This is a genomic window from Klebsiella sp. MISC125 (genome assembly GCF_051131775.1).
Taxonomy (GTDB): Bacteria; Pseudomonadota; Gammaproteobacteria; order Enterobacterales; family Enterobacteriaceae; genus Klebsiella.
This window is the reverse complement of the sequence record NZ_CP180448.1, coordinates 5,344,220-5,369,685: the sequence shown is the minus strand read 5'-3', so window position 1 is coordinate 5,369,685 and position 25,466 is coordinate 5,344,220. Positions and strand designations below refer to the sequence as shown.

The following is a 25,466-nucleotide window of genomic DNA, read 5'->3' as shown; positions in this document are numbered from 1 at the left end:
GAGATTTTTCTTAGGTTAATTATGGAACGGTGATCCTAATCACATTATATATGAAGATAAATGGTGCATTGTTTATTTCAAGGGAGATGGTTAATAAGTTTATTTTCTTCAGTCACTGATCTTTTTATAAAAGGAGTTGAACATGATTGGTATACTCAAATATGCAGCGAAGAAAGAGATGGTGTTAGGTATTAGCGACCAGCAAAGCGGGGCTCAGGTCGTTATATTACCAGCGGCCTCACCGCTAAATAAAATCTTGTGGTCGGTTGATGACAAAACTGGTGAGATCTCGCTGGTCGCCAGTGATGAGCTGTTATTAGGCATTCGCAGGGAGCAAATGGGCTCCGGTGCTGCCATCGAGCTACAGGTTCGGGCAAATAAAATGACGCAGCGGTGGGATCTAGTCAGCACTCGCCGCTTTATCAGAAGTAAACAAAACCTGAACTTTGTTATTGATAGTAATAACCGAGGTACTGCACCGGGCAATCCCATTATTCTGTATGAGTATAATGGTTCGGAAGCTCAGCAATGGATATTTGTACCGATGGATATGATGACAGCAAATAGTCCAGAATAATAACCATTTCAGATGGTGATAGATTCAAGCCTCGTTAGTTTTCTAATCGAGAACGGCGAGGCTTTGTAATTATCCAATGGCGGCGAAATTCTAATTAAAAATAAACTGCCACACGATCCAGCAGCCAAACGCCATTAATATCCCGCCCGCGACCCGCTCTACTCGCCAGACGACGGCGGAAAGGCGACGCTGTACCGACGGGAGTGCAATCAACGAGACCAGTAAGACATCCCACAGCAGCACCATGCTGGTCATCCAGATTCCGCTGGTGGTCTGCTGTACCAGGGTCACGTTCGGACCCAGCAGCGAGGTCATCAGCGCCAGATAAAACAGGGCGTTCTTCGGGTTGAGCAACGATGAACCGAGCCCCAGCATAAGCTGTTTTGTCAGCGACGGGCGAGATGCTGCGGCGCTGTGTAAATCCAGCGTCGCCGGACGACTTCTTAGCAGCAGGCTGCCAATCCACAGTAAATATGCCGCGCCCAGCAATTCAATGATCGTAAACAGCAGCGGCGCGTGGCGCAGGATCCCCCATCCGATAATCGCCAGCACAATATATAGCCCGTTACCGGCGGCGATCCCGATACACAGGCCGATGCTGCCGCGCAGGTGATAGCGGATGGCGTAGCCTACCAGCAGGAAAAAATCCGGACCGGGGCTCAGCAGGGCGACGAAATGGGAGAGCGCCAGCGCGGGGAAGGCGGGAGGGAAGAGCGTAGCGAGTATGTCCATAGCAACCTCAGTAATAACCTGAGATCACCCTACGCCAGCGCGGAGGCTAATTATTGTCTGATATTGATCGGCCCTGCGCATACTGGCGCGGCGTGGCGGCGGTGTAGCTGACAAAAGTCTTATGAAAGTGGCTCTGGTCAGCAAATCCGGCCTGATAGCCAACGTCGGCAATATTATCCCCGGCGCGCAGGCGCGTTTTGGCGAACTCGATGCGCGCCATATTGATAAAACTGGCGGGCGTCAGGCCGGTATCGTGCTTGAAGGCGCGGATCAGCGTCTCTTTACGCAAGGCGAACTCGTTGGCGAGGCTATCCAGCGTCGGCGGTTCTTGCAGATTGGTTGCCAGGCGGCTGAATAGCTGTGAGCTGGTTTTGCTTAACGCCTGCGGTACGGCAGGGTGTAGGGGCAGAGCCTGGAGCAATCGCGCGATGCTGGTGGACAGCGCCGTTGTTTGCTGTTGGCACATAATCGCGACAATCTGCTGATACTGGGAGAAGAGCCCAGCGTCGCGAATGACTAACTGCGGTGTTGTCAATTGGGCCGGGTGAGGAATGTTTCCCAACTGTAGTCGACACCAAGAGATATCAAGGTAAAGCATATGATAGCTGCGCGGCTGGCCGTTAAGCGGATTACAGCTATGAGGCGCCTGCGCGGGGATAATAATCAGCTCACCTGGGCGCAGAAGATACTCTCGTCCGTTGCAGATACAGCGCGTTTCCCCGTCGATAATCGCTCCCACCGAGAGCTGCGGATGGCGATGACGTTTATAGGCCTGACGGCTGCGCCAGGTGCTGCGCAGCTCAAGCCAGGGAAACTGCTCGTCACGCCAGAAGGTTTGCGGGATATCACGCGTATGGCTCACGGAGGGCTCCTTGGTAGAGGGATACTCGTTTATAACACGCCTGTAGGCCGAGGAAGAAATGCGAGCCGCCTTCGATAAAAATGCCGCGTTTGCAGCCGGGAGAAGATATCTTTCGCCGCGGCTCCTAAACGTCGAAATCAGGGCGTGTTGTGAGAAAAATGGCGCAGTAGAGTGGCGACAGAATTTCTCACGCAGGCGGATAACCATGGAAAAGGGTACTACGTCGACACTGCATGATGCGGTCTTCAGACAGTTTTTACGTCATGCCGATACCGCGCGGGATTTTCTTGATATCCATTTGCCGCCCGCATTAAGAAAGCTTTGCGACCTGGATTCGTTAACGCTGGAATCCAGCAGCTTTATTGAGGAGAGCCTGCGGGCTTACTACTCTGACGTTCTTTGGCGGCTGAAAACCGCATCGGGCGAGGGCTATATCTACGTCGTCATAGAGCATCAAAGCTCACCCGATGCGCATATGGCGTTCAGGCTGATGCGCTACGCTATCGCCGCCATGCAGCGTCATCTGGATAACGGGCATAAAACGCTGCCGCTGGTGGTGCCGATTCTTTTTTATCACGGCGTGGTGACGCCCTATCCTTATTCGCTATCCTGGCTCGATAAATTTGCCGACCCGGCGCTGGCGAAGCAGCTGTATGTTGCGCCATTTCCGCTGGTGGACATTACGGTTGTACCTGATGATGAAATTGTGCAGCATCGACGAATCGCGTTGCTGGAGCTGATGCAAAAGCATATTCGCCAGCGCGATCTGCTGGGTATTGTTGAATATCTGACGACCATTTTGCTTAGCGGATACGCTAATGACAGGCAGTTAAAAACGCTGTTTAATTATCTTATTCACTCAAGCAAAGCGCTTCGTTTGGGTAGGTTTATCCGCGAAGTGGCCCAGCGGGTGCCGCAGCACAAGGAGAAGTTAATGACTATCGCCGAAAGATTACGTGAAGTGGGGCGCAGGCAGGGCAAGCGGGAAGGTCGGCTTGAGGGCCGCCTTGAAGGGGTTGAAGAAGGCCAGCGCGCCGAAGCGTTACGCATTGCCCGAACCATGCTTGCTGATGGCATGGCGCTGGACACGGTGCTGAGAATTACCGGTCTGCCGGAAGCGGATATCACGGTCAATAATCACTAATCCATTACTGTTCTGTTGAGTTCCCCGGAGAAAGTCTGTCCGGTGATTATCGTTATTCTTTTCCTGGAAAATTCCGGATATACCTGAGTTTACACTCATCCCTGGCCATCTCGACTACCCTTAATATCCAGTGCAGCATTTATGACTGTATTAATAGCGATAACAAGGAGACATACGATATGGCTTACCAGACGGTGAATCCTGCGAACAACCAACTCATCAAAGAGTATCCCGCTCACAGCGATGCGGACGTGGAGGCGGCGCTGCAAAAAGCAGATGCGCTTTATCATTCCGAATGGGCGAAAGGGGATATTGATCAGCGGCTGCCGGTGCTGCGTAAGCTGGCTGATCTGATTGACAGCAGGGTGGACGAACTGGCCAAAATCGCCAGCCAGGAGATGGGGAAGCTCATCGAGCAAAGCCGCGGCGAGGTTAAGCTGTGCGCGCAAATTGCCCGCTACTACGCCGACAACGCGAAACAGTTTCTGGCCCCGGTGAAGTATCAGTCAGAGCTGGGCGAGGCGTGGGTCGAACACCATCCTGTCGGCGTGCTGATGGCCGTAGAGCCGTGGAACTTCCCTTATTACCAGCTAATGCGCGTACTGGCACCAAATCTGGCGGCGGGGAATCCGGTGATCGCCAAGCATGCCAGCATCGTTCCGCACTGTGCGGAAACTTTTGCTCATCTGGTGCGTGAAGCCGGTGCGCCAGAAGGGGCATGGACCAATCTGTTTATTTCTCAGGATCAGGTGGCGAAGATTATCGCCGACGATCGGGTACAGGGCGCGGCGCTGACCGGCTCGGAAAAAGCCGGGAGCGTGGTAGCAGCGCAGGCGGCTAAATACATCAAGAAAGCGACGCTTGAACTGGGCGGTAACGATGTGTTTGTGGTACTCGACGACGCAAGTCTGGAGAAAGCGGTGAAGATTGGTGTTCAGGCCCGACTCAACAACGCCGGACAGGTCTGTACTGCCGCAAAACGCTTTATTCTTCATGAAAAAATTGCTGACCAGTTCCTCAGTAAATTTGCCGATGCGTTCCGTCAGGTGAAGATGGGCGATCCGCTAGACGAGAGCACGACGCTGGGTCCGCTCTCCTCAAAAGACGCGCTGGAAACCCTGACCAAACAGGTGGATGAGGCGGTGAAAAAAGGCGCCAAACTGCACCTGGGCGGCAAACCCGCGCAGCGGGAAGGTAGCTTTTTCGAGCCGACTATTCTGACCGGCATCACCCGCGATAATCCGGCATATTTTGAAGAGTTTTTTGGCCCGGTGGCGCAAATTTACGTGGTGAAAGATGACGATGAGGCGGTGAAACTGGCTAACGATTCGCACTATGGCCTGGGGGGCGCAGTGTTCAGTCAGGATATCGAACGGGCGAAACGGATGGCGTCGCGAATCGAAACCGGGATGGTCTATATCAACTGGTTAACCGATACCGCGCCGGAGCTGCCGTTTGGCGGCGTCAAACGCTCCGGATTTGGCCGTGAGCTTTCCGATCTGGGGATTAAAGAGTTTGTGAATCAGAAGCTGGTAGTGGTGCATAAATAACTGTGTGAATACAAAACCTGCCATCAGGCAGGTTTTCCATAGTGCTCACATTTCTGCCGGGCGGCGGCTAGCGCCTTGCCCGGCCTATAAAAATCACAATATCATCAGGTTATGATTTTTTGTCGGCCCGCGCCAGCGAAGCGCCGCCGGGTGATTCCAATAGTGCTGCACTCTGTCAGCAATCAAAGGGTTACTTACGCAATCCTGCAAACGCCGTACGAATTTGCTTTTCCGGCAGATTGATACCGATAAACACCAGCGTACTGTGCGGCGGCTCATCGCCCCACGGACGGTCCCAGTCGGCGCTATATAGCCGCTGGACGCCCTGAAACAGCAGGCGGTTTGGTTCGCCATCAATCCACAGCATCCCTTTGTAGCGCATCAGCTGTTCGGCAAAGTCGAGCAACAGGTTTTCCATCACTCGCGACACTTCGCTGATATCCACCGGGTAATCCAGCTCCACCACAATCGACGAAACATCGTTTTGCTTGTCGGCCATAAAGTGGAAGCGCGGTTTGCTGCTTACCACGTTCTCTTCCAGCATAAAACCGCTGGTGTTAAACAGCAGATTCAGGTCGATGTCGCCGTGAGTCACGGTGTAAATGGGCGCGCGGGCGTTAATGCGCGTCAGCCGTTCGCGGAGCTTGTCGCTGTCGCCTGCCACGTCAGTTTTGGTGAGCAGGATGCGATCGGCATAGCCCACCTGCGACTGGGCGATGGTGAACTGATTCATCTGCTGATCGGCATGCACCGCGTCAACCAGCGCAATCACCCCATCCAGCAGATAGCGTTCGCACAGCACATCGTGGGAGAAAAAGGTCTGAATAATCGGGCCGGGGTCGGCCATGCCGGTGCACTCAATCACCAGACGGTCAAAATCAGTTTCCCCGCGATCGCGACTGTCGAGCAGATCGAGCAGGGTATCTTCCAGTTCATTCGAACGCGTACAGCAAATACAGCCGTTAGTCAGGGTTTTAATCTGCGTCGCGCGATCGCCAATCAACTGATCGTCAACGGCAACTTCGCCAAATTCGTTTTCGATAACGGCGATTTTAAAACCGTGCTCTTCGTTGAGAATATGGCGCAGCAGGGTGGTTTTGCCTGCGCCAAGAAAGCCGGTCAGCAGGGTAACTGCAATCGGTGCCATTGTTGCCTCCATTAACAGCAGCGTACGCCGCCTTTGCCATCGCCGCCGTAGCGGGCCTGCTGGCGTTCGCGAAAGAATTCTTCGTAGGTCATGTATGGTTTATCCGGATGGTTGGTCTGCATATGCTCAACGTAGTTGTCATAGTCCGGAATGCCAATCAGCATTTTTGCCGCCTGACCGAGGTACTTTTTAGCCTGACCTAAGTTACCAAACATATAGGTTCCATGTAACGAATAAAGCCGGATGGCGGCTTACGCCTTATCCGGCCTACGTTAATGCTCGTTCTGTAGGCCGGATAGGCGTTGCGCTATCCGGCATCAGGTTTAGTGATGTGAAGAGGTCTTCACGCCACCTTCCGGTACCGGCACATACGGAGTCTCTTTGTCGGTGCGCACTTTATTGTTGCGCACGTTGAGCCAGGTTTTGACGCCGTAGAAGATGATGCTGTAGACCACCACCAGGAACAGAATGCTCAGACCCGCGTTGGTGTAGTTGTTCACCACGATATGGTTCATGTTAGCAATCTGCTGCGCGGTCAGTTCGCCGCCGGAAGCAATCTTCTCTTTATACTGCTGAGCCATAAAGAAGAAGCCTTCCATCTGCGGGTTGGTGCTGAACAGTTTCAGACCCAGCGCCCAGGTGGTGCACAGCAGCAGCCATGCGGCCGGGATCACGGTGACCCAGATATATTTGGTGCGCTGCATTTTGACCAGTACCACGGTGCCAAGGACTAGCGCCACGGCGGCCAGCATCTGGTTAGAGATACCGAACAGCGGCCACAGGCTCTTCACGCCGCCCAGCGGATCAACTACGCCCTGATACAGCAGGTAGCCCCACAGCCCGACGCAGCCCGCAGTGCCGATAATGCCCGCCACCAGCGAGTCGGTTTTCTTGAGGAACGGTACGAAGTTGCCCAGCAGATCCTGCAGCATAAAGCGGCCTGCACGAGTACCGGCATCCAGCGCGGTGAGGATAAACAGCGCTTCAAACAGAATACCGAAGTGGTACCAGAAGCCCATATCCGCCATCGGCATGATTTTGTGGAATACGTGAGCGATACCGACCGCCAGCGTCGGCGCGCCGCCTGCGCGGTTCAGTACCGACGGTTCGCCGATATCTTTCGCCGTTTGCAGGATCTGCTCAGGTGAAATCACAAAGCCCCAGGAGCTAACGGTCGCCGCTGCGTGAGCGGTCACGTCGCGGAGCTGTGCGGCAATCAGTGCGGCGTTCTCGCCGCCCATTTCGTGCAGGTTCGGCATGGTGATGCCAAGGCCTGCTGGCGGGGTGTTCATCGCAAAGTAGAGGCCAGGTTCGATAATTGATGCTGCTACCAGCGCCATCACCGCCACGAAGGACTCCATCAGCATCGCGCCGTAGCCGATAAACCGGGCGTCGGTTTCGTTAGCCAGCAGCTTCGGCGTGGTGCCGGAAGCGATCAGCGCGTGGAAGCCAGAGACCGCGCCACAGGCAATGGTGATAAACAGGAACGGGAACAGCGCGCCTTTCCACAACGGACCAGTACCATCAATGTACTGAGTCACTGCCGGCATTTTCAGGTCCGGGTTGAGGATAACGATACCCAGCGCCAGGCCGACGATAACGCCGATTTTGAGGAAGGTGGCGAGGTAGTCACGTGGTGCCAGAATCAGCCACACCGGCAGCAGCGCGGAAATAAACGCGTAGCCGATCAGGGTAAAGGTGATAGTGGTGTCTTTAAAGGTCAGCGCCGGGCCCCAGTACGGGTCGTGAGCAATCACGCCGCCGAAGTAAATGGAAGCCACCAGCAGGACGATACCGATAACCGATATTTCCCCCACGCGCCCTGGACGCAGGAAGCGCATGTAGATCCCCATAAACAGCGCGATCGGTACGGTTGAGCAGACGGTGAACACGCCCCACGGGCTTTCTGCCAGCGCTTTTACTACGATCAGCGCCAGTACCGCGAGGATGATGATCATAATCAGGAAGCAACCGAACAGCGCGATTGAGCCAGGTACCGGCCCCATCTCTTGCTTGATCATCTCACCCAGTGAAGCACCGTTACGGCGCGAGGAGATAAACAGCACCATAAAGTCCTGCACCGCCCCTGCCAACACCACGCCTGCCAGCAGCCACAAGGTACCCGGCAGGTAGCCCATCTGCGCCGCGAGCACCGGGCCCACCAGCGGACCGGCACCGGCGATAGCGGCAAAGTGGTGGCCGAACAGCACGTAACGGTTAGTCGGGACGTAGTTCAGACCATCATTGTTAATCACCGCCGGTGTGGAGCGCGTAGGGTCGAGCTTCATTACCTTTTGCGCGATGTACAGGCTGTAATAACGGTAGGCGACAAGGTAGACGGAAACCGACGCCACTACGATCCACAGCGCACTTACGTGCTCGCCACGACGCAGGGCGACAACCGAGAGGCAAAATGCCCCGATGATTCCAAGAATCACCCAGGGTATGTGCTTGAATAACTTTTTAGTATCCATAGTAAAACCTGGCTTATTGAGATGAATAATGGGCCGAAGCCGTTTGGGTTTAAGTTAGGGTTTGAGGAGGTATTGATTCGCTATGCTGGGGACGATCTTGCCAGATCTTTGCGCGCGTAAAGTTGGGTAAATCTGTGAGTGGTTGTATGTGGGGTTAAGCGGTCACTTGCGGGGGTAAGCGGTTGGGCATAAAGCCATGCGGGCGTGAATATGTGATTGAGATCACAAGGATAATATTCATAAAAGAGGGGGTAATCATCTCCCTCTCTGCGTGAGAGAGGGAGAGTACGAGGAAAAACTACGCCACCACTTCCATCTCCATCATTACCGGATGGAAACGGCGCTTGAAGTAAATCAGCCCGTGGCCCTGCTGGCTGAGGGTAATGTTGCGGATTTCCACCAGATAAACCAGATGACTGCCGATGGTCTGCACCTGGCTAATCTCGCCTTCGAGACTTGCCAGTGAGCCTTTCAGGACCGGCTGACCCAGCGTCCCTTTCTGCCAGCAGGAGAGGCCGAAGCGGTCATCCATCGACATTCCGGTCATTCCGGCGAAGTGGCGAGCCATCTCCTCTTGCTCGTGGTTGAGTACGTTGATGCACAGCTTGCCGTTGCCCTGGAACACCGGGTTCATCGCGCTATTGGCGTTGATACAGACCATCACCGACGGCGGCGTATCGGTCACCGAACAGACCGCCGTGGCGGTGATCCCGCAGCGGCCTTCCTCGCCTTCGGTAGTGATGACGTTAACTGCGGCCGACAGGCTGGCCATGGCATCGCGAAAACGCAGACGTTGTTCATCTAATTGCATTGTGACCTCCTGCTGCGAATTACTTCAGCAGCTTATCCAGCATGTTGATATCGGTATTGTTGTGCAGATGCGGCACCGTCCAGCCGTGCTGGTCGTACTCAGACAGGCAGCGGTCGACCATCGCCATCATTTTGTCCATGTTGCCGGAGCTTTGCGCCTGGCGCAGGCACTGCAGGCGAATTTCATCCTGGCTGCCGGAGTAGTTGATCTCATACAGCTCATGGCGGCCGCCAAATTCGCTGCCGATGGCGTCCCACATCAGTTTGAGGATCTTGATGCGCTCGACGTGATCCATGCCGTTCGATCCGCGCACATATTTAGCCAGGTATTCGTTGATCTGCGGGTTGTTGAGATCGCGGGCGCTGGACGGCAGATAGATCAGGCCGCTGGTGACGCTGCGTTCGATAATGTTTTTGATTTTGGCGTAGGCCATCGGCGCCATCACGCGATAGGTTTGCAGCGCGGCGTGATCCGGCAGATACGCGCCGTTGACCCACGGCGTCGCTTCGGCGCACATCGAGTCGCTCAGCGCCCAGAACATATTGCGCCAGGCCACGACTTCGCCAAGCTCTGCCTGCACGCCACGGAACTCCAGGGTGCCGGTGCACTCCAGCGAGCGTTTCAGCAGGGCGGTGATAAAGTCGAGTTTTACCGCCAGACGTACGCAGGCCTGGAGCGGATACATGCGGGCGAAACCGCCTTCCATGGTCCAGCGACGGCAGCGATCGAAATCGCGATAAATCAGCACGTTTTCCCATGGGATCAGCACGTTATCCAGCACCAGGATCGCATCGTTCTCGTCGAAGCGGCTGGAGAGCGGATAATCGTATGGCGATCCGGTGGCTCCGGCCACCAGCTCATAGGAGGCGCGGGAGATAAGTTTGACCCCTTCGGCGTCCATTGGCGCGACGAACATCAGTGCGAAATCCGGGTTTTCACCCATCACCTGCGCCGAGCCGAAGCCAATCATGTTGTAGTGGGTTAGCGCCGAGTTGGTGGCGACGACTTTCGCACCGCTGACGATGATCCCGGCATCGGTCTCTTTCTCCAGCTTGATATAGACGTCTTTCACTTCGTCTGCTGGCTTATGACGATCGATCGGCGGGTTAACAATGGCGTGGTTAAAGTACAGGCCGGTTTCCTGAATGCGGGTGTACCAGTTGCGGGCGTTTTGTTCGAACTGGCCGTAAAACGCCGGATTCGCGCCTAATGCGCAGCCGAAGGCAGCTTTGTAGTCCGGGGTACGGCCCATCCAGCCATAGCTCAGGCGCGACCATTCGGCGATGGCGTCGCGCTGCTGGCGCAGGTCGTCGGCGCTTTTCGCCACGCGGAAGAATTTATGAGTGTAGCCGCCGCTGCCGGTGTCGGTGCCCCAGCACAAGGTGTCCTGTAGTTCGGGCTTGTGCAGTGCGTCGTACATTTGCGCGACGGAGGCGGCGGCGTTACGAAAAGCCGGATGCGTAGTCACATCTTTAACGCGCTCTCCGTAGATATAAATCTCGCGGCCGTCCTGTAAGCTCTTCAGGTACTCTTCACCGGTTAACGGGCGTTTAGCGTCTGCACGGAAATTTTCAGGTTTCATAGGGATGACCTCTTCAGTATTAATCGGAAAGTGATGTTAAATTTATGTTTTGTTTTTGTTGTTCAATTGAAGCGGTTAACGCGGCTTTCGTGAAGAGACTTTTAGGTCAACGGTGGGTACTTTTCGGGCGGGGTTGAGTTATGTGATCCGAGTGCCGTTTGGTTTGTTATAGCGTACGATTGCCCCTCACCCTGGCCCTCTCCCATAGGGAGAGGGGACCGATCGATACAGCATTTAATACAGCGCCGATCTGGTTTTCTCCCTCGCCCCTTTGGGGAGAGGGTCGGGGTGAGGGGGATCATGACACCGGCACTTTTTGCGTTCTGAACGCGCTCGGCGAGCAGCCCACTAAGCGGTTAAAAAAGCGGGCGAAATAGGCCGGGTCTTTAAAGCCCAACTGCCAGGCTATCTCGTTGACTGCGCTATCAGAGAACAGCAGCAGCCGCTTGGCTTCGCGCAGCTGCCGGTCGAAAATCAGTCGCTTTGGCGGGCGGTTGGCGAAGCGGCGGCATATATCGGTCAGCCTGGATTCGGTCAGATGCAGCTCGCTGGCGTAATCCGGTACCGTCCAGTGCAGGTGGTAGTGGCTATCGATCAGCTGGTTAAAACGCTGGAACAGCTTTAGCTCGCCGCGCATCCCGTTGGCGGCATGATCGTCAAGCTTTGCGTTGCGCAGCAGCAGAGTGAACACTGCCTGCGCCAGCAGCATCAGGGTGTGTTCGCGCCCCGGCAACTGCGCGGTCGATTCGCGTTCAATCAGCCGCCAGTAGTGCGCCAACGCCGCCAGCTCTTCGGGCTTGTCGGCCAGCGACAGGCAGATGCCCGGCAGGCCGAAGGCTTCCCGCGTGCCGGGGTAGAGCACTTCCAGCAGCGGCCAGACCAGATCCTCTCGTATTGTCAGCACGTGGCCGTCGCTATCGGACTCGGTGATAAACGCGTGCGGCACCGAGGGCGGCGTCAGGACAAACAGCGGCGCCTGCACCGAGTAGCGACTCTCGTCGAGCTGCAGCTCAATCTGCCCGGTATCAAGAAAGTGCATCTGAAAATACTGGTCGTGACGGTGCGCCTGCATATCGCGGCCAAAGAACTCCGCCATGCGGGCAAACGACTGATAATGCACATCTTCCGTCCCCAGACTCTCATCGTACTCTTTGTTGATATCGATATTGGTGACAGGGCTCTGGCACATAGTGGCTCCTTACGGCGTCGCGCGAGGACGCGATCCTTTCATCGGAATAGCCCAGATAATCACCGCGCCAATCACCAGCAGGGCGGCGACGAACCACAGACCGCTGCTAAAGCTGCCGGTAACATCTTTCAGCCAGCCGATCATTAGCGGACTGATGGCCGATCCGATATTGCCGGTGGCGTTGATCACCGCGATACCGATCGCTCTGGCGCGCAGGCTGATCGACTGATCTGGGGTAGTCCAGAAAATGGCCATCGCGCTAAACGATCCGGTGGAGGCCATCACGATCCCCAGCAGCTGGATCAGGCTGTGATCGGTGGCCGACGCCAGCAGCCAGCCCGCAGCGGCGAACAGGAACGGCAGGGCGGTGTGATGTTTTCGTTCCTGGTGTCTATCTGAGTGGCGGCTCCAGTAGATCATCCCCAGAATGGTACAAATCTGCGGGATCGCCGCCAGCAGGCCAATAGTGATATTGCTACTGCCTTCGTTAAAGCTTTTGAGGATCTGCGGCGTCCAGATGCTGATCGCGCTGAGGGTGTTGGTCAGGCAGAAGTAGGCCAGGGTGTACATCAGCACGATGGGCGTAAACACTTCGCGCCACAGGCTGCGTTTCTGCATGGCGTGATGGCTGATCGCCCCTTCCGGCTGTACTAGCGTGAGCCGATCGTTATCCATCATCTCCTGTAGGCATTTTTTGTCCTCCGCTGTCAGCCATTTAGCCTTCGACGGTGAATCATCGAGCCAGAACCAGACCATAATGCCGAGCAGCACCGACGGGAAGCCTTCCAGCAGGAACAGCCACTGCCAGCCGTGCAGATTGAGCAGGCCGTCCATCGACAGAATATAGCCGGAGACGATAGAGCCCAGTGCGGTGGTTACCGGCATCGCTATCATAAACAGCGCGTTGGCGCGGGCGCGGAAAAAGGCCGGAAACCAGAAGGTCAGATACAGCAGGATGCCGGGCAGGAAACCGGCCTCGGTGATCCCCACCAGCATCCGCAAGATGTAGAGGCTGTTTGGCCCGGTAGCGAACATGGTGGCGGTAGAGGCGATGCCCCACAGCACCATGATGGTGGCAATCCAGCGGCGAGCGCCGACGATGCTGAGCATCACGTTGCTGGGGATGCCGAAAATCACGTAGGTGGCGTAAAACAGGGTGGTGGCAAGGCCGAACATGGTGGCGTTGAGGCCCAGATCCTGCCCCATGGTCAGCCCGGCAAAGCCGATATTGATCCTGTCTAAAAACGAGAAGATAAACAGCACGAACAAAAATACGATCAGGCGGCGGAACAGCTTGTTGATAACCGACTGCTGCTGCGCCGTTAGCTGTTTATGCTGATTGGCAGGATCTTGCGCTTCCGGGAGTGCTGATGATGTGTCGCTCATTGTCTTTTCCTCTAATGGGAATTTTGTAGGGTACTGCTGTTTGCCCGGCGGCGCTGCGCTTACCGGGCCTACGGTTCGATGTTGTTGTAGGAGCGTAGCGCCACCCGGCGTTAGTAGACGCCTGACGAACCGTTGGTCGTTTTTTCCGCGCCAAATCGTGCCGCCAGCGCTTCGGCACCACGCGCCAGTAGGGTGGTATCGACGCCGACGGCGACAAACAGCGCGCCAAGTTCCAGATAACGCTTTGCCAGTTGTTCGTTAGCCATCAGGATCCCCGGCGCTTTGCCCGCTGCGCGAATCTGCGCGATAGCCTGTTCGATGGCGGCCTGCACTTCCGGGTGCTGCGGATTGCCGCCAAAGCCCATGTCGGCGCTAAGATCCGCCGGGCCGATAAACACGCCGTCCACGCCTTCAACGTCGAGAATTTGCGCCAGGTTTTTCAAGGCTTCGCGAGTTTCGATTTGCACCAGCACGCACATCGCGTCGTTGGCCTGATGGAGGTAATCGGGGATGCGGTTCCAGCGCGAGGCGCGGGCGAGGGCGCTGCCGACGCCGCGAATGCCTGCAGGTGGATAGCGAGTAGCCTTCACCGCCAGCCGCGCTTCGTCGGCGTTCTGCACCATCGGCACCAGCAGGGTTTGTGCGCCAACGTCCAGTAGCTGTTTAATCTGTACCGGGTCGTTCCACGACGGACGCACCACCGGCTGGCTGGGGTAGGGGGCGATCGCCTGGAGCTGGGTCAGTACCGTTTGCACGTTATTCGGCGCATGCTCGCCATCGATCAGCAGCCAGTCGAACCCGGCCCCGGCCAGCAGCTCGGCGCTGTAGCTACTGGTGAGCCCCAGCCACAGGCCAATCTGCGGGCGACCGGCTTTTAAGGCGTCTTTAAAGGCGTTATTCATCATGTTCCCCTTAAACAAAGCGGCAGCTAATCGAGCCCATGTTGCCGTAGTCGACGTGGAAGGTGTCGCCCTTGCGCGCCGGAACCGGGCGAGTAAAGGAGCCGCCGAGAATAATCTGTCCGGCTTCCAGCTGGACGTCGTATGGTGCGAGCTTGTTTGCCAGCCAGGCCACGCCGTTGGCCGGATGATTGAGCACCCCTGCGGCGACGCCGGTCTCTTCAATCACGCCGTTGCGATAGAGCAGGGCGGAGATCCAGCGCAGATCCAGCTCGTCGGGTTTAATGGGCCGACCGCCGAGGATCACCCCGGCGTTGGCGGCGTTATCGGAGATGGTGTCAAAAACCTTGCGCGGGCGTTGGGTCTCCGGGTCGATGTTGTGGCAGCGGGCGTCGATCAGCTCCAGCGCCGGGATCACGTAGTCGGTCGCGTTATAAACATCGAACAGGGTGCAGTTGGGGCCGCGCAGCGGTTTGGCCAGCACGAAGGCCAGCTCCACTTCGATGCGCGGGACGATAAAGCGGTCGGTAGGAATATCGCCGCCGTCGTGGAAAAACATATCGTCGAGCAGCGCGCCGTAGTCCGGTTCGCTAATTTGCGAGCTGGCCTGCATTGCTTTTGAGGTCAGGCCGATTTTGTGACCCTTCAGCACGCGCCCTTCGGCGATTTTCAGGTTGACCCATTCGCGCTGTACGGCGTAGGCGTCTTCGATGGTGATCGTTGGGTAATCCAGCGAAATAGCGCGGATCTGTTCGCGCTGTTTTTCCGCCTGGTTCAGCCGCTGGGCGATCAGAGTATGGGTCTGTTTATCGAGCATAGTTGCTTCCTGTTACGTCGTTCGGTGCTGCTGCGCCGGGTGGCGACGCGAGTGCGTCTTACCCGGCCTACGGTTCGTGTCGCTTTGTGTTATGTGCCGGAAGCCGGGGTGGTTTTCCCCCTCTCCCTGTGGGAGAGGGCCGGGGTGAGGGCATCAGGCCGCAGAGAGCCCCCCTCACCCTAACCCTCTCCCCCAAAGGGGTGAGGGGACTGACCGAGCGCGCCTTATTTAAACAGTGCGTGCACGTTGTTCTGTTTGTAATTCAACGTCGGATGCAGCTCGGTGATTTCAAACGACAGCGCCAGATAGCGGCTCTCCATCAGCGCGGAGAAATGGGCTTTAATCAGCGCGAACAGCATATCGCCCACGTCCTGACGGCTCTCCTGACTGCGTCCGGAGCCAATCTTCAGCGTCATATGCACGAAGGCGTAATCGTGCTGACCGTCGGCCATCTGCCAGGTATCCAGCCAGATGGCGCGACTGCGAATGCCGCCGATGGGAAAGATGCCGGTCGCCGCCAGCGCTTCGCTCGCTTTGCTGAACAGACCCGGTAAATCGGCCTGTTCGCGGATGTTATCGGTACATTCGGCGATAAAATGCGGCATTCTGTGTTCTCCTTAGGCGTGTTCCGGCAGCGGGAACACGGCGTTGACCTGGCCGGTACCGGAGCTGGCGAACAGTTCGGTAATAAACTCCACCTTGCCGTCATACTTATCCCAGCCCAGCAGGCCGAGCAGCATCACCGTGTCGTGCATATTGCCTTCGCCGTAGCAGTAGTCGGCGTACTCCGGCAGCATGGTGCAGAACTCTTTGAACTTACCTTCACGCCACAGCTTCACGACGCGCTCGTCCATCTGATGGTCGAACTCGCGGGTGTAGCTGTTCATACCTTCTTCCGCACGCTGATCGTCGATAAAGCGATGCGACAACGAACCGCTGGCCAGAACCGCCACGGTGCCGTCATATTTCTCGATAGCCTTAAGAATGGCCTCGCCCAGCTTGCGGCTGTCGGCAAAATCGTGAACGGTGCAGAACGCCGAGATAGAGACCACTTTGAAATGCTTATCGGCGTTCATGTAGCGCATCGGTACCAGCGTGCCGTACTCTAGCTTCAGGCTCGGGATGTTGTGCGCTTTGGCGCGCACGCCCAGCTTGACCGCTTCGTCGGCGATAAGCTGGCCCAGCTCCGGGTTGCCGTCGTAGTCGTAGGTCATGTCGCGGATAAAATGTGGAAGCTCGTTGCTGGTATAGACGCCCTGAAAATGATCAGCGCAGTTAATGTGATAGGCGCTATTTACCAGCCAGTGAGTATCAAAAACGATAATCGTATCGACGCCCAGTTCACGACAGCGCTTGCTGATTTCTTTATGCCCATCAATGGCTCCCTGACGGCAGCCATGATTTTTACCCGGCAGTTCAGAAAGATACATTGACGGTACGTGAGTGGTTTTTGCTGCTAACGCTAACTTTCCCATATCAGACTCCCCATTTTGGGATCGGATGGTCGCCCATCGAGATGCAGACGTTTTTCATTTCAGCGAATACTTCAAAGCTGTATTCGCCGCCTTCGCGGCCGGTGCCGGAGGCCTTCACGCCGCCGAATGGCTGACGCAGGTCGCGGACGTTCTGGGTGTTGACGAACACCATTCCGGCTTCGATGCCGCGCGCCAGACGCAGCACTTTGCTGACGTCCTGGGTCCAGATATAAGAGGCGAGGCCGTATTCCACATCGTTGGCCAGGCGCAGACCATCCGCCTCGTCTTTAAACGGCAGCAGACAGGCTACCGGGCCAAAAATCTCTTCCTGGGCGACGCGCATGCGGTTGTCGACGTCCGCCAGCACCGTCGGGCGCAGGAAGTTACCGCTTTGCAGATGCGCAGGCAGATCGGTCGGTTTATCCGGGCCGCCTGCCAACAGGGTTGCCCCCTCTTCAATACCGAGGCGGATATAGCCGGAAACCTTCTCCCAGTGCTGCTGGCTGATCAGGGCTCCCACCTGAGTGTTCGGATCGGCCGGATCGCCGACGCGCAGGCGGTTCGCGCGTTCGGCAAAACGTTTGACGAATTCGGGATAGATGCTCTGCTGAATAAAGATGCGCGAGCCGGCGGTGCAGCGTTCGCCGTTGATCGAGAAGATGGTGAACAGCGCGGCGTCGAGTGCGCGCTCGATATCGGCATCTTCAAAAATCAGCACCGGTGATTTGCCGCCGAGCTCCATGGAGTACTTTTTCAGCCCGGCGTTTTTCATGATATTGCGCCCGGTGGCGGTACCGCCGGTAAACGACACCGCGCGGATGTCGTGGTGGCGCACCAGCGCATCGCCCGCCGTCGCGCCGTAGCCCTGAACCACGTTCAGTACGCCCGCCGGAATGCCCGCTTCCAGCGCCAGTTCGCCCAGACGATCAGCGGTCAGCGGCGACAGCTCGGACATTTTCAGCACCGCGGTGTTGCCCAGCGCCAGGCACGGCGCAACCTTCCAGGTGGCGGTCATAAACGGCACGTTCCACGGCGATACCAGCGCGCACACGCCGACCGGCTGTACGAGGGTGTAGTTGAGCATCTTGTCGTCAACGGGGTAGGTCTTGCCGTTCATCTGTTGGCACACTTCGGCGAAAAATTCGAAGTTATGCGACGCTCGTGGGATCAGCACGTTTTTGGTCTGGTGGATCGGCAGGCCGGTGTCGGCGGTCTCCATGGCGGCGATCTCCGGCACGTTCTGATCGATCAGATCGCCCAGGCGACGCATCAGACGTGCGCGCTCTTTCATCGGCAGATTGGCCCATTTCGGGAACGCCTCTTTCGCTGCCGCCACCGCCTGATTGACTTCGGCTTCGCCGCCGGAGGCGACTTCCGCCAGAACCTCGCTGGTTGCCGGGTTGGTGGTATGAAAATACTCGGCGCCAGCGACGTTTTTGCCGTTGATCCAGTGGTTTATCTTTTTCATTACAGCTTCTCCTCATACGCTTGCTGGCTGATGATGCGGTTGACCAGGCGGCCGACGCCTTCCACTTCGACGATCACCTCATCGCCCGGCACCACGTCCGACAGCCCTTTCGGCGTACCGGTGGCGATCATGTCGCCCGGTTGCAGGGTCATAAACTCGCTGAGATAAGCGATCAGGAACGGAATGCTGAAGATCAGATCGGCGGTGGTGCCCTGCTGGCGCAGCTCGCCGTTGACCCAGGTGCGCAGCGCCAGGTTATGTGGATCCGGGATCGACTCTTTCGCGACGATCCATGGGCCGATCGGCGTCAGGGTATCGCGGCTTTTCACCCGCAGGTTCGGGCGATAGTAGTTTTCCAGATAGTCGCGAATGGCGTAGTCGTTGCAGACGGTATACCCGACGACGTACTCCATGGCATCGGCTTCGGCGACTTTACGCGCGGTTTTGCCGATCACCACCACCAGTTCGGCTTCGTAGTGCATGTACTCGACGTTATCCGGGCGTACCGATTCCTGCTGGTGGCCGATAAAGGTGTTCGGCGCTTTGATAAACACCAGCGGTTCGGTGGGCGGCTTAAACTCCAGCTCGCTGGCGTGATCGGCGTAGTTCAGGCCCAGCGCGAACAGCGTGCCGTCGGCGGGCGGCAACCAGCGGAATTCGCCCTCGTTTAGCAGCCTGCCGTCAGCCAGGCGAACCTGGTCGCGTTCATCAACCTGAACATCGTGCTGCTGTCCCTGCCATTCAATGCGTGCTTGTTTCATGCCAGCTCTCCTTCTGCGACCACCGGGTTCTCCAGCGCCGGGAAGCCCTCGGCGAGAATGCGCACGCGATCGCCGGGTTGCAGCGTGACGCGGTTATGCGGGGTACCGATCAGAATGGCGTCGCCAGGGTTGAGCGTGGCGAATTCGCTCAGGGCGCTCAGCAGCTCGGCGGCGGAGCGCTGGAGGTCAGCGGTGTTCCAGCTGTCCGCTTCGCGACCGTTGATTTCGGTGATGATATTTAGATTATCGACGTTGTTGACCGGCGCGAGTTCGCCAATCGGACAAAAGCCGTCGCGGCATTTGGCCTTGATTGCCGGACGATAGAAGCTCTCTTCCGGCAGGCTGACGTCGTTAGCCAGCGCGTACCCAGCAATATAAGCGGCGGCTTCTTCTGCGGCCACTTTGCGCGCGGTTCTGCCGACGATCAGCGCCACGGTCGCGCCGCTCTGTACGGTTTCGCCCTGCGGGTGAGGTATGTTCTCGCCGTTGCCGATCACGGTATTGCGCGGTTTGATAAACCAGACCGCGGTTTTCGGCGGCGTTTTGTAGGGGGCCTGTTGGAACGCTTCGCGCCAGGCATCAAGCTGGCTGCGATGGTTAAGCGCTACGGCGAAGATGGTACCTTTCATTCACCACTCCTTTGCTGCTGATTTCGGAATCGAAGATATTTCATTAATATGTTAATGATCATCTTTTATGCTTTGCAGAAACGTTTGGCAAACAGAAGTGAATATTTTGTGATGCGATTAACAATAAATTTACACTTATAATTTTTTATTCTTTGTAAATCAATGGATAATGATTTCATCCTGTACCATCTGGTACTTTTCAGAGGCAGAAACCGGTTGCGTTATGAGGCAATTAACGCTAATTATTAACTTATTAACAGAATGGTAGTTTTATTTAGAGGTATGTGATGCATGATTCGTTAACCATCGCGCTATTGCAGGCGCGGGAAGCGGCGATGGCCCATTTCAGGCCGATCGTTAAACGCCATAATCTTACCGAGCAGCAGTGGCGCATCGTGCGTATCCTTGCCGAAAATACGTCGATGGATTTTCACGATCTGGCTTTTCGCGCCTGTATTTTACGTCCGAGCCTGACCGGCATCCTCACCCGCATGGAACGCGATGGCCTGGTGCTGCGCTTAAAGCCGATTAACGATCAGCGCAAACTGTACGTTTCGCTGACGCCAGCGGGTTTGAAGCTATATGACAGTGCGCAGACCCAGGTAGAAGAGGCTTATCGCCTGATTGAAGCCGAGTTCACCGCAGAGAAAATGCAGCAACTGACCGCGCTGCTGGAGGAGTTTATTGCGCTGGGTAACGGGGCGAGAGGAGAGGAAGAGGCGTCGTAAGATGGCCCGGAGCCGTGAAAACGTGAAAATCCCCGGAGGCGGTGCTGGCGCACCTGTCCGGGCTACGATCCACAGCCGCTTACGGGCTGGTAGCCCGGAGCCGTGAAAATCCCCGGAGGCGGTGCTGGCGCACCTGTCCGGGCTACGGTTCACAGCCGCTTACGGGCTGGTAGCCCGGAGCTGTGAAAATCCCCGGAGGCGGTGCTGGCGCACCTGCCCGGGCTACGGTTCACAGCCGCTTATGGGCTGGTAGCCCGGACAGGCGCAGCGCGCCGCCTCCGGGAAAGGCACCATTTAGAACAGCGTATCCAGTTCTTCCAGCAGGTTGTATTGGTCATCCACCAGCAGCAGCGTTTTCCATTTATCAAACGTCAGGCACGGGTGCGAGGTACCAAACACTAGAATATCGCCAACCTGCACGTCGCTGCCCGGTGCAAGGTGCAGCATGCAGTGCTGATCCATAATCCCCACGCTCGCGATCCCCTCGGCGGATAGCTGCGCACCGTGACGATAGAGGGCGATGGGCTGCGGCAGTCCGGCGTCGAAGGCGCAGTCGCGCTTGCCGAAGTTAACCACCGCGCGATCCGCTTCCGGCACCGACTGGACCATCGCCATCAGCTCCAGCGCCGAGGCTAAGTCGCCGCCCAGATCGCAGGCGATCGGATCCCGCGACACCAGCTCCTGCTGCGCGATATCGTAGATCCCCCGGTCGTGGGTGATATAGCAGCCGGGGCGGATAACGATCCGGCAGTTTGCCGGTTTCTCCGCCGCCAGCCAGATGTTACACACCACGTCGTACCAAACGGTACCGGCGCCGGTCAGCACAAACTCGCCCTCAACCAGCGGCGCCATTCGACAGGCCAGTTCGGCGGCCTGGCGCAGCAGGGCTTCAACCTGCGGCTGCGGATCGTCGCCGTGCAAAACCCCTTCATACAGCTCAAGACCGCGCAGCTTCAGGCCCGGCAGCTCCGCCACCGCCTGTGCCAGCGCCAGCGCGTCCTCAACGCTGCGACAGCCGCAGCGCCCGCCCTGCACGCCCAACTCAATCAGCACATCCAGCGTTTGCCGCCGCTCGTTGAAAAACGCCGACAGCGTGCGGGCATTGGCAAGGCTATCCACGCAGCAGATAAAATCCGCCGCCCGATAATGCCCTTTCAGGCGCGATACCACCTGCATATTGGCCTTGCCGACCAGTTGGTTGACCATCAAAACGCGCTGCACGCCGCTGGCCATCGCCGCGCTGGCTTGCCAGGCGCTACCCACGCCGATCCCCCATGCGCCCGCCTGCTGCTGCGCCTGAAAAATCCACGGTGTCATCGTCGTTTTACCGTGCGGTGCCAGCGAGACGCCGCGCGCATCGGCGTAGCGCTGCATCCAGGCGATGTTATTTTCCAGCGCCGTTTTTTTCAGCAGCGCGGCGGGGAGGCAGATATCCTCTGCCAGCAGATTTGCCGGGGCGGACATCACGGCGGCTTTGTGCGGGACAAGCGTATCGGAATGGTATTTCATAACACTATCCTTTCAGGGTTTATGCTCGGATAAAAGTTGGGTATCAATTTTAATTTATTGATAAATATAAATTTAATATGTGATCGTTATGTTTAATGAATAAAAGTATCATAAATTGATCTGGTTTTTGCGTAGTTTTCCACTGTTTTTCCGCCTTGTAAATGGTTAACTTGTCGGCAGAGTTGAAAGGGAGTAATTGCGATGAAAGTTAACTGGCTTTTCAAAAACGTCACCGTCATCGACGGCAGCGGCGGGCCGCAGTTTCGTGGTGACGTAGCGGTGAAGGGCGATCGGATTGTGGATATGGCCCCGGCGTTGAATCTGGCGGCGGAGCAGGTGGTTGAGGGGCTGGGGCGTGTACTGGCCCCCGGGTTTATCGATGTGCATACCCATGACGATATCAACGTCATCCGTATGCCGGAGTATTTGCCCAAGCTGAGCCAGGGGGTGACGACGGTGATCGTTGGCAACTGCGGGATCAGCGCGGCGACGGCAACCATGCGCGACGGCGTGCCGGACCCGATGAACTTGCTGGGCGAGCAGGAGCAATTTATTTATCCCACCGTTGAGGCTTACGCCCACGCGGTGGAGGCGGCGAAGCCGTCACTGAACGTTGGCACGCTGATTGGCCATACCGCGCTGCGCAACAATCATATGGATGATTTGTTCCGCCCGGCGACGGAAAGCGAAATCGCCGGGATGCGTGTTCAGCTGCGCGATGCCCTGCGTCAGGGGGCGCTGGGCCTGAGTACCGGTCTGGCCTACGCCAGCGCGTTCCAGTCCACCACTGAAGAGGTGATGGCGCTGGCGGAAGAGCTGGCGGCGGAGAAGGGAATTTACACGACCCATCTGCGCTCGGAGTTTGAACCTATTCTGGAAGCGCTCGACGAAGCGTTTCGCATTGGTCGCCACGGTAACGTGCCGGTGGTGGTTTCGCACCACAAGTGCGCCGGGGCGAAAAACTGGGGTCGTACGAAGGAGACGCTGGCTTTCTTCGATGAGATGCGCCAGCGCCAGGAGATCGCCTGCGACTGCTACCCCTATTCCGCCAGTTCGTCGACGCTGGATATGAAGCAGGTGACCGATGAGTTCGACATCGTTATCACCTGGTCGGAAGCGCAGCCAGAACAGGCCGGTAAAACCCTCAAGCAAATTGCCGATGGCTGGCAGGTGAGCCTCCATGATGCGGCGGCGCGGCTAATGCCCGCAGGTGCAATCTATTACAACATGGACGAGCAGGACGTGCGGCGGGTGCTGCGTTATCCGGTCACCATGATCGGCTCCGATGGCCTGCCGAACGACCCGATGCCGCATCCACGGCTGTGGGGGGCTTTCCCTCGGGTACTGGGCCACTACAGTCGCGATGAACAGCTGTTTCCGCTGACCACCGCCATTCACAAAATGACCGGCCTCTCGGCGGCACGCTTTCAGCTTGCGGATCGTGGGCTGGTGAAAGTGGGCTACTTCGCCGATCTGGTGCTATTTGACCCGCAAACGGTGCGCGATGTCGCCAGCTTCTCCGACCCGAAACAACCGGCGGACGGCATAGAAGCGGTGATGGTTAACGGCGTGATGAGCTACGGCAGCGATAAAAAGATTACCGGGCGCGCAGGGCGTTTCCTGCGCCGCCGAATGAGCTAAGGAGTGAAAGATGAGTATTAAACGTTATGGCGTGGAAGGCGGAACCGGCACCGGCGGGCAGCATCTGCCGTTCGCCCGCGCGGTGGAAGCGGGTGGCTGGCTGTACGTCTCCGGTCAGACGCCGATGAAAGATGGCGAAGTGGTGGAAGGGGGGATTGTCGACCAGGCGCGTCTGGCGATTCAGAACTGCGTGGATATCATGACCGAAGCGGGCTATACCCTCGCCGACGTCGTACACGTCAAAGTGATCCTCACCGATTCGCGCTATTTCCAGTCCTTCAACAAAGTGTTCCGCGAGTTCTTTGGCGATAACCCGCCAGCCCGTATCTGCTGCGTGGCGGATCTGGTGGTGGATTGCAAAGTCGAAGTAGATGTGACCTGTTATAACGCGGCGCGCGTGTAAAACCGCGCGCGAAAAATAGCATTCTTCTCCGCTCGGGGAGGAATAAGCAAAAAAGTGTGATATTGGCGCCAGACTGAATAAACAGGCTGGCACCAGCGGTGTCGCTTTGCCTTTTTTCAGGCATTGTTTCTATCAACTTATAATATTCAGCAGTACGAGTATTATTTATTACGTCTGGATGTGAGCAATGAATAATATGTCCTTTTTGATTTGGTTCTCGGTCTATGCCTGCGCCATGATTACGTTAGGCTGGTATGTGTCGCGTAAGCAAAAGACGGGTGAAGATTTTTTACTGGGCGGCCGTTCTCTGCCGATGATCCTGACTCTGGGTTCAACCGTCGGTACCATGGTCGGTACCGGATCAAGCGTTGGTGCGGTGGGCTTTGGCTACACTAACGGCTGGGCGGGGATGCTGTATGGTCTTGGCGGCGCGATAGGGATCCTGCTGGTGGCGTGGCTATTTGCTCCGGTACGTAAATTTCGCTTTATGACCATGAGCGAAGAGATGTCTTATTACACCGGCGGCAGCAAAATAATTAAAAACCTGGTCGCTATCCTTATTTTTATTGCCTCAATTGGCTGGCTTGGTGCACATATTTTAGGGGGCGGTCTGTATCTTGCCTGGGCCAGTGGTATCGATATTAACGTTGCCAAAATCATTATCGCCCTGGCCTTTGTGGTGTATGTCGGTATCGGCGGTTACTCGGCGGTAGTCTGGATCGATACCATTCAATCCATCGTGCTGTTTGTCGGTTTTATTCTGATGGCGATTCTGGCGGTGCATCACGTTGGCGGCTGGAGCCATATTCAGCAAGCGGTTGACCCGGCGGCGCAAAGTTTATTTGCCGTGGATAAACTGGGTATTCTGCCTGCGTTCTCTTTGGCGATAGTCATCGGCGTTGGCGTGCTGGCGACACCTTCTTACCGTCAGCGAATCTATTCGGCGAAGACGGTCTCCTCGGTACGTCAGTCTTTCACCATCACGGGTCTGCTGTACCTTGGCTTCTCCTTCCTGCCAGCGATTATCGGTATGGCGGTGTGGACCATGAATGCGAACCTGGAAAACAGCGGTTTCGCCTTCCTGTTTGCCACGCAGGTATTGCCGCCGGTGCTGGCGATGGCAATTCTGATTGCCGGGATGTCGGCCAATATGTCGTCAGGCAGCTCCGACGCGATTGCCGCGGTGTCCATCATGTTGCGCGATCTCTATACCCTCGTCACCGGTCATATGCCTGCGCCGGAAAAAGCGATTCGCCTGTCACGGATGTTCCTCGTGCTGGTTATCGCGTTGGCGTTGCTGTTCGCGCTTACCTCTAACGACATCATCAGCTATATCACCAAAATGATCTCAATGATTATGTCCGGGATGTTTATCTGCACCATGCTTGGCCGCTTCTGGAATCGCTTTAACTGGCAGGGCGCGGTTGCCGCGCTGGCAGGCGGCGCAGGGGCATCGGTGGTGGTACTGATGGACAGCGACTGGATGGCTTTCTGGGGCAACCCATGTATTCCGTCGGTGCTGACCAGCCTGGTGGCCTCAGTGGTGGTCACACTGCTTACGCCTGCCAGCAAGATGAGCCGCGAAGAAGCGCTGGAGATGATCACTCAGGAGCGTGAAAGCCGCCCATCTGCGCCGCCGCTGCCGATTGGCAAACGCAATACGTCGCGGGGCTAAGGAAATG

The 25,466-nt window shown here is 56.8% G+C and carries 24 protein-coding genes; 7 read left to right on the top strand and 17 right to left on the bottom strand.

Going from position 1 to position 25,466, the window contains the following annotated elements; genetic code table 11:
• Positions 1 to 142 precede the first annotated feature (142 nt).
• Positions 143 to 577 carry an RICIN domain-containing protein gene (locus ACMYSL_RS25150; RefSeq protein WP_182236049.1) on the top strand — a complete coding sequence of 145 codons (435 nt, stop codon included), beginning with the start codon at positions 143 to 145 and terminating at the stop codon, positions 575 to 577.
• A 90-nt stretch (positions 578 to 667) separates the two neighbouring features.
• On the opposite strand, the gene ACMYSL_RS25145 is transcribed toward ACMYSL_RS25150, so the two are convergent.
• Together ACMYSL_RS25145 and ACMYSL_RS25140 are read right to left on the bottom strand one after the other, a co-directional pair.
• Complete coding sequence (locus ACMYSL_RS25145) at positions 668 to 1,309, bottom strand: LysE family translocator (RefSeq protein WP_434660271.1); 642 nt, start codon at positions 1,307 to 1,309, stop codon at positions 668 to 670.
• A 46-nt stretch (positions 1,310 to 1,355) separates the two neighbouring features.
• Positions 1,356 to 2,171: an AraC family transcriptional regulator gene (locus ACMYSL_RS25140; RefSeq protein ID WP_434660269.1), complete on the bottom strand. Its 816-nt coding sequence runs from the start codon at positions 2,169 to 2,171 to the stop codon at positions 1,356 to 1,358.
• Between the two features lie 205 nt (positions 2,172 to 2,376).
• Between ACMYSL_RS25140 and ACMYSL_RS25135 the strand changes: the two genes are divergently transcribed.
• The gene (locus tag ACMYSL_RS25135) at positions 2,377 to 3,315 is read left to right on the top strand and encodes an Rpn family recombination-promoting nuclease/putative transposase (RefSeq protein ID WP_434660267.1); all 939 of its coding nucleotides are present in this window, start codon (positions 2,377 to 2,379) and stop codon (positions 3,313 to 3,315) included.
• A 179-nt stretch (positions 3,316 to 3,494) separates the two neighbouring features.
• The gene (locus ACMYSL_RS25130; protein WP_434660265.1) at positions 3,495 to 4,865 is read left to right on the top strand and encodes an NAD-dependent succinate-semialdehyde dehydrogenase; all 1,371 of its coding nucleotides are present in this window, start codon (positions 3,495 to 3,497) and stop codon (positions 4,863 to 4,865) included.
• A 190-nt stretch (positions 4,866 to 5,055) separates the two neighbouring features.
• Here the strand turns inward: ACMYSL_RS25130 and yjiA are convergent, their stop codons facing one another.
• The 14 genes from yjiA to ACMYSL_RS25060 all read right to left on the bottom strand — a co-directional run bounded on the left by yjiA (position 5,056) and on the right by ACMYSL_RS25060 (position 19,503).
• Entirely contained in the window at positions 5,056 to 6,012 is a 957-nt protein-coding gene (gene yjiA, locus ACMYSL_RS25125) for a GTPase (protein WP_181483754.1), read from the bottom strand.
• A gap of 11 nt (positions 6,013 to 6,023) precedes the next feature.
• Positions 6,024 to 6,227, bottom strand: a complete 204-nt coding sequence (locus ACMYSL_RS25120) for a YbdD/YjiX family protein (protein WP_112215127.1) — start codon at positions 6,225 to 6,227, stop codon at positions 6,024 to 6,026.
• A gap of 108 nt (positions 6,228 to 6,335) precedes the next feature.
• Positions 6,336 to 8,486 (bottom strand): pyruvate/proton symporter BtsT, encoded by a 2,151-nt coding sequence (gene btsT, locus ACMYSL_RS25115; RefSeq protein WP_110272745.1) that lies wholly within the window; start codon positions 8,484 to 8,486, stop codon positions 6,336 to 6,338.
• A gap of 298 nt (positions 8,487 to 8,784) precedes the next feature.
• Complete coding sequence (locus ACMYSL_RS25110; RefSeq protein WP_434660264.1) at positions 8,785 to 9,297, bottom strand: 4-hydroxyphenylacetate 3-monooxygenase reductase subunit; 513 nt, start codon at positions 9,295 to 9,297, stop codon at positions 8,785 to 8,787.
• Between the two features lie 19 nt (positions 9,298 to 9,316).
• Positions 9,317 to 10,879, bottom strand: a complete 1,563-nt coding sequence (gene hpaB / locus ACMYSL_RS25105) for a 4-hydroxyphenylacetate 3-monooxygenase, oxygenase component (RefSeq protein WP_181483750.1) — start codon at positions 10,877 to 10,879, stop codon at positions 9,317 to 9,319.
• 298 nt (positions 10,880 to 11,177) lie between these two features.
• Positions 11,178 to 12,068, bottom strand: a complete 891-nt coding sequence (gene hpaA / locus ACMYSL_RS25100; RefSeq protein WP_434660262.1) for a 4-hydroxyphenylacetate catabolism regulatory protein HpaA — start codon at positions 12,066 to 12,068, stop codon at positions 11,178 to 11,180.
• 9 nt (positions 12,069 to 12,077) lie between these two features.
• A complete protein-coding gene (hpaX, locus tag ACMYSL_RS25095) occupies positions 12,078 to 13,454 on the bottom strand; it encodes a 4-hydroxyphenylacetate permease (RefSeq protein ID WP_182236071.1) in 1,377 nt (458 codons plus the stop codon).
• 110 nt (positions 13,455 to 13,564) lie between these two features.
• A complete protein-coding gene (hpaI, locus tag ACMYSL_RS25090; RefSeq protein ID WP_434664262.1) occupies positions 13,565 to 14,356 on the bottom strand; it encodes a 4-hydroxy-2-oxoheptanedioate aldolase in 792 nt (263 codons plus the stop codon).
• A 10-nt stretch (positions 14,357 to 14,366) separates the two neighbouring features.
• The gene (gene hpaH / locus ACMYSL_RS25085) at positions 14,367 to 15,170 is read right to left on the bottom strand and encodes a 2-oxo-hept-4-ene-1,7-dioate hydratase (RefSeq protein WP_182236073.1); all 804 of its coding nucleotides are present in this window, start codon (positions 15,168 to 15,170) and stop codon (positions 14,367 to 14,369) included.
• A gap of 224 nt (positions 15,171 to 15,394) precedes the next feature.
• Complete coding sequence (locus tag ACMYSL_RS25080) at positions 15,395 to 15,775, bottom strand: 5-carboxymethyl-2-hydroxymuconate Delta-isomerase (RefSeq protein ID WP_434660259.1); 381 nt, start codon at positions 15,773 to 15,775, stop codon at positions 15,395 to 15,397.
• 12 nt (positions 15,776 to 15,787) lie between these two features.
• Positions 15,788 to 16,645: a 3,4-dihydroxyphenylacetate 2,3-dioxygenase gene (hpaD, locus tag ACMYSL_RS25075; RefSeq protein ID WP_110272737.1), complete on the bottom strand. Its 858-nt coding sequence runs from the start codon at positions 16,643 to 16,645 to the stop codon at positions 15,788 to 15,790.
• Between the two features lies 1 nt (position 16,646).
• A complete protein-coding gene (hpaE, locus tag ACMYSL_RS25070; RefSeq protein ID WP_434660257.1) occupies positions 16,647 to 18,113 on the bottom strand; it encodes a 5-carboxymethyl-2-hydroxymuconate semialdehyde dehydrogenase in 1,467 nt (488 codons plus the stop codon).
• Positions 18,113 to 18,874, bottom strand: coding sequence for a fumarylacetoacetate hydrolase family protein (locus ACMYSL_RS25065; RefSeq protein WP_434660255.1), 762 nt, complete (start codon positions 18,872 to 18,874; stop codon positions 18,113 to 18,115). The genes hpaE and ACMYSL_RS25065 overlap by 1 nt, the downstream gene beginning before the upstream one ends.
• Positions 18,871 to 19,503: a fumarylacetoacetate hydrolase family protein gene (locus ACMYSL_RS25060; RefSeq protein WP_304255706.1), complete on the bottom strand. Its 633-nt coding sequence runs from the start codon at positions 19,501 to 19,503 to the stop codon at positions 18,871 to 18,873. Before ACMYSL_RS25060 ends, ACMYSL_RS25065 begins: the two co-directional genes overlap by 4 nt.
• Positions 19,504 to 19,790: 287 nt before the next feature.
• Between ACMYSL_RS25060 and hpaR the strand changes: the two genes are divergently transcribed.
• Positions 19,791 to 20,231 (top strand): homoprotocatechuate degradation operon regulator HpaR, encoded by a 441-nt coding sequence (gene hpaR / locus ACMYSL_RS25055; RefSeq protein ID WP_434660253.1) that lies wholly within the window; start codon positions 19,791 to 19,793, stop codon positions 20,229 to 20,231.
• 294 nt (positions 20,232 to 20,525) lie between these two features.
• Here hpaR and ACMYSL_RS25050 read toward each other — a convergent pair whose 3' ends face one another.
• The gene (locus ACMYSL_RS25050; RefSeq protein ID WP_434660252.1) at positions 20,526 to 21,740 is read right to left on the bottom strand and encodes an amino acid deaminase; all 1,215 of its coding nucleotides are present in this window, start codon (positions 21,738 to 21,740) and stop codon (positions 20,526 to 20,528) included.
• 201 nt (positions 21,741 to 21,941) lie between these two features.
• Between ACMYSL_RS25050 and ACMYSL_RS25045 the strand changes: the two genes are divergently transcribed.
• From ACMYSL_RS25045 to ACMYSL_RS25035, 3 genes are all read left to right on the top strand, one after another.
• On the top strand, positions 21,942 to 23,381 hold the full coding sequence (locus ACMYSL_RS25045; protein ID WP_434660250.1) for an N-acyl-D-amino-acid deacylase family protein: 1,440 nt from the start codon (positions 21,942 to 21,944) through the stop codon (positions 23,379 to 23,381).
• A gap of 10 nt (positions 23,382 to 23,391) precedes the next feature.
• A complete protein-coding gene (locus tag ACMYSL_RS25040) occupies positions 23,392 to 23,784 on the top strand; it encodes a RidA family protein (RefSeq protein WP_139539310.1) in 393 nt (130 codons plus the stop codon).
• Positions 23,785 to 23,971: 187 nt separating this feature from the next.
• The gene (locus ACMYSL_RS25035; protein WP_434660249.1) at positions 23,972 to 25,459 is read left to right on the top strand and encodes a sodium:solute symporter family protein; all 1,488 of its coding nucleotides are present in this window, start codon (positions 23,972 to 23,974) and stop codon (positions 25,457 to 25,459) included.
• The last annotated feature ends 7 nt before the right edge of the window (positions 25,460 to 25,466 follow it).

Coding starts and splice junctions, on each gene's coding strand:
- ACMYSL_RS25150 (WP_182236049.1), top strand. CDS start 143: ATGATTGGTATACTCAAATATGCAGCGAAGAAAGAGATGGTGTTAGGT.
- ACMYSL_RS25145 (WP_434660271.1), bottom strand. CDS start 1,309: ATGGACATACTCGCTACGCTCTTCCCTCCCGCCTTCCCCGCGCTGGCG.
- ACMYSL_RS25135 (WP_434660267.1), top strand. CDS start 2,377: ATGGAAAAGGGTACTACGTCGACACTGCATGATGCGGTCTTCAGACAG.
- ACMYSL_RS25130 (WP_434660265.1), top strand. CDS start 3,495: ATGGCTTACCAGACGGTGAATCCTGCGAACAACCAACTCATCAAAGAG.
- yjiA (WP_181483754.1), bottom strand. CDS start 6,012: ATGGCACCGATTGCAGTTACCCTGCTGACCGGCTTTCTTGGCGCAGGC.
- ACMYSL_RS25120 (WP_112215127.1), bottom strand. CDS start 6,227: ATGTTTGGTAACTTAGGTCAGGCTAAAAAGTACCTCGGTCAGGCGGCA.
- btsT (WP_110272745.1), bottom strand. CDS start 8,486: ATGGATACTAAAAAGTTATTCAAGCACATACCCTGGGTGATTCTTGGA.
- ACMYSL_RS25110 (WP_434660264.1), bottom strand. CDS start 9,297: ATGCAATTAGATGAACAACGTCTGCGTTTTCGCGATGCCATGGCCAGC.
- hpaB (WP_181483750.1), bottom strand. CDS start 10,879: ATGAAACCTGAAAATTTCCGTGCAGACGCTAAACGCCCGTTAACCGGT.
- hpaA (WP_434660262.1), bottom strand. CDS start 12,068: ATGTGCCAGAGCCCTGTCACCAATATCGATATCAACAAAGAGTACGAT.
- hpaX (WP_182236071.1), bottom strand. CDS start 13,454: ATGAGCGACACATCATCAGCACTCCCGGAAGCGCAAGATCCTGCCAAT.
- hpaI (WP_434664262.1), bottom strand. CDS start 14,356: ATGAATAACGCCTTTAAAGACGCCTTAAAAGCCGGTCGCCCGCAGATT.
- hpaH (WP_182236073.1), bottom strand. CDS start 15,170: ATGCTCGATAAACAGACCCATACTCTGATCGCCCAGCGGCTGAACCAG.
- ACMYSL_RS25080 (WP_434660259.1), bottom strand. CDS start 15,775: ATGCCGCATTTTATCGCCGAATGTACCGATAACATCCGCGAACAGGCC.
- hpaD (WP_110272737.1), bottom strand. CDS start 16,645: ATGGGAAAGTTAGCGTTAGCAGCAAAAACCACTCACGTACCGTCAATG.
- hpaE (WP_434660257.1), bottom strand. CDS start 18,113: ATGAAAAAGATAAACCACTGGATCAACGGCAAAAACGTCGCTGGCGCC.
- ACMYSL_RS25065 (WP_434660255.1), bottom strand. CDS start 18,874: ATGAAACAAGCACGCATTGAATGGCAGGGACAGCAGCACGATGTTCAG.
- ACMYSL_RS25060 (WP_304255706.1), bottom strand. CDS start 19,503: ATGAAAGGTACCATCTTCGCCGTAGCGCTTAACCATCGCAGCCAGCTT.
- hpaR (WP_434660253.1), top strand. CDS start 19,791: ATGCATGATTCGTTAACCATCGCGCTATTGCAGGCGCGGGAAGCGGCG.
- ACMYSL_RS25050 (WP_434660252.1), bottom strand. CDS start 21,740: ATGAAATACCATTCCGATACGCTTGTCCCGCACAAAGCCGCCGTGATG.
- ACMYSL_RS25045 (WP_434660250.1), top strand. CDS start 21,942: ATGAAAGTTAACTGGCTTTTCAAAAACGTCACCGTCATCGACGGCAGC.
- ACMYSL_RS25040 (WP_139539310.1), top strand. CDS start 23,392: ATGAGTATTAAACGTTATGGCGTGGAAGGCGGAACCGGCACCGGCGGG.
- ACMYSL_RS25035 (WP_434660249.1), top strand. CDS start 23,972: ATGAATAATATGTCCTTTTTGATTTGGTTCTCGGTCTATGCCTGCGCC.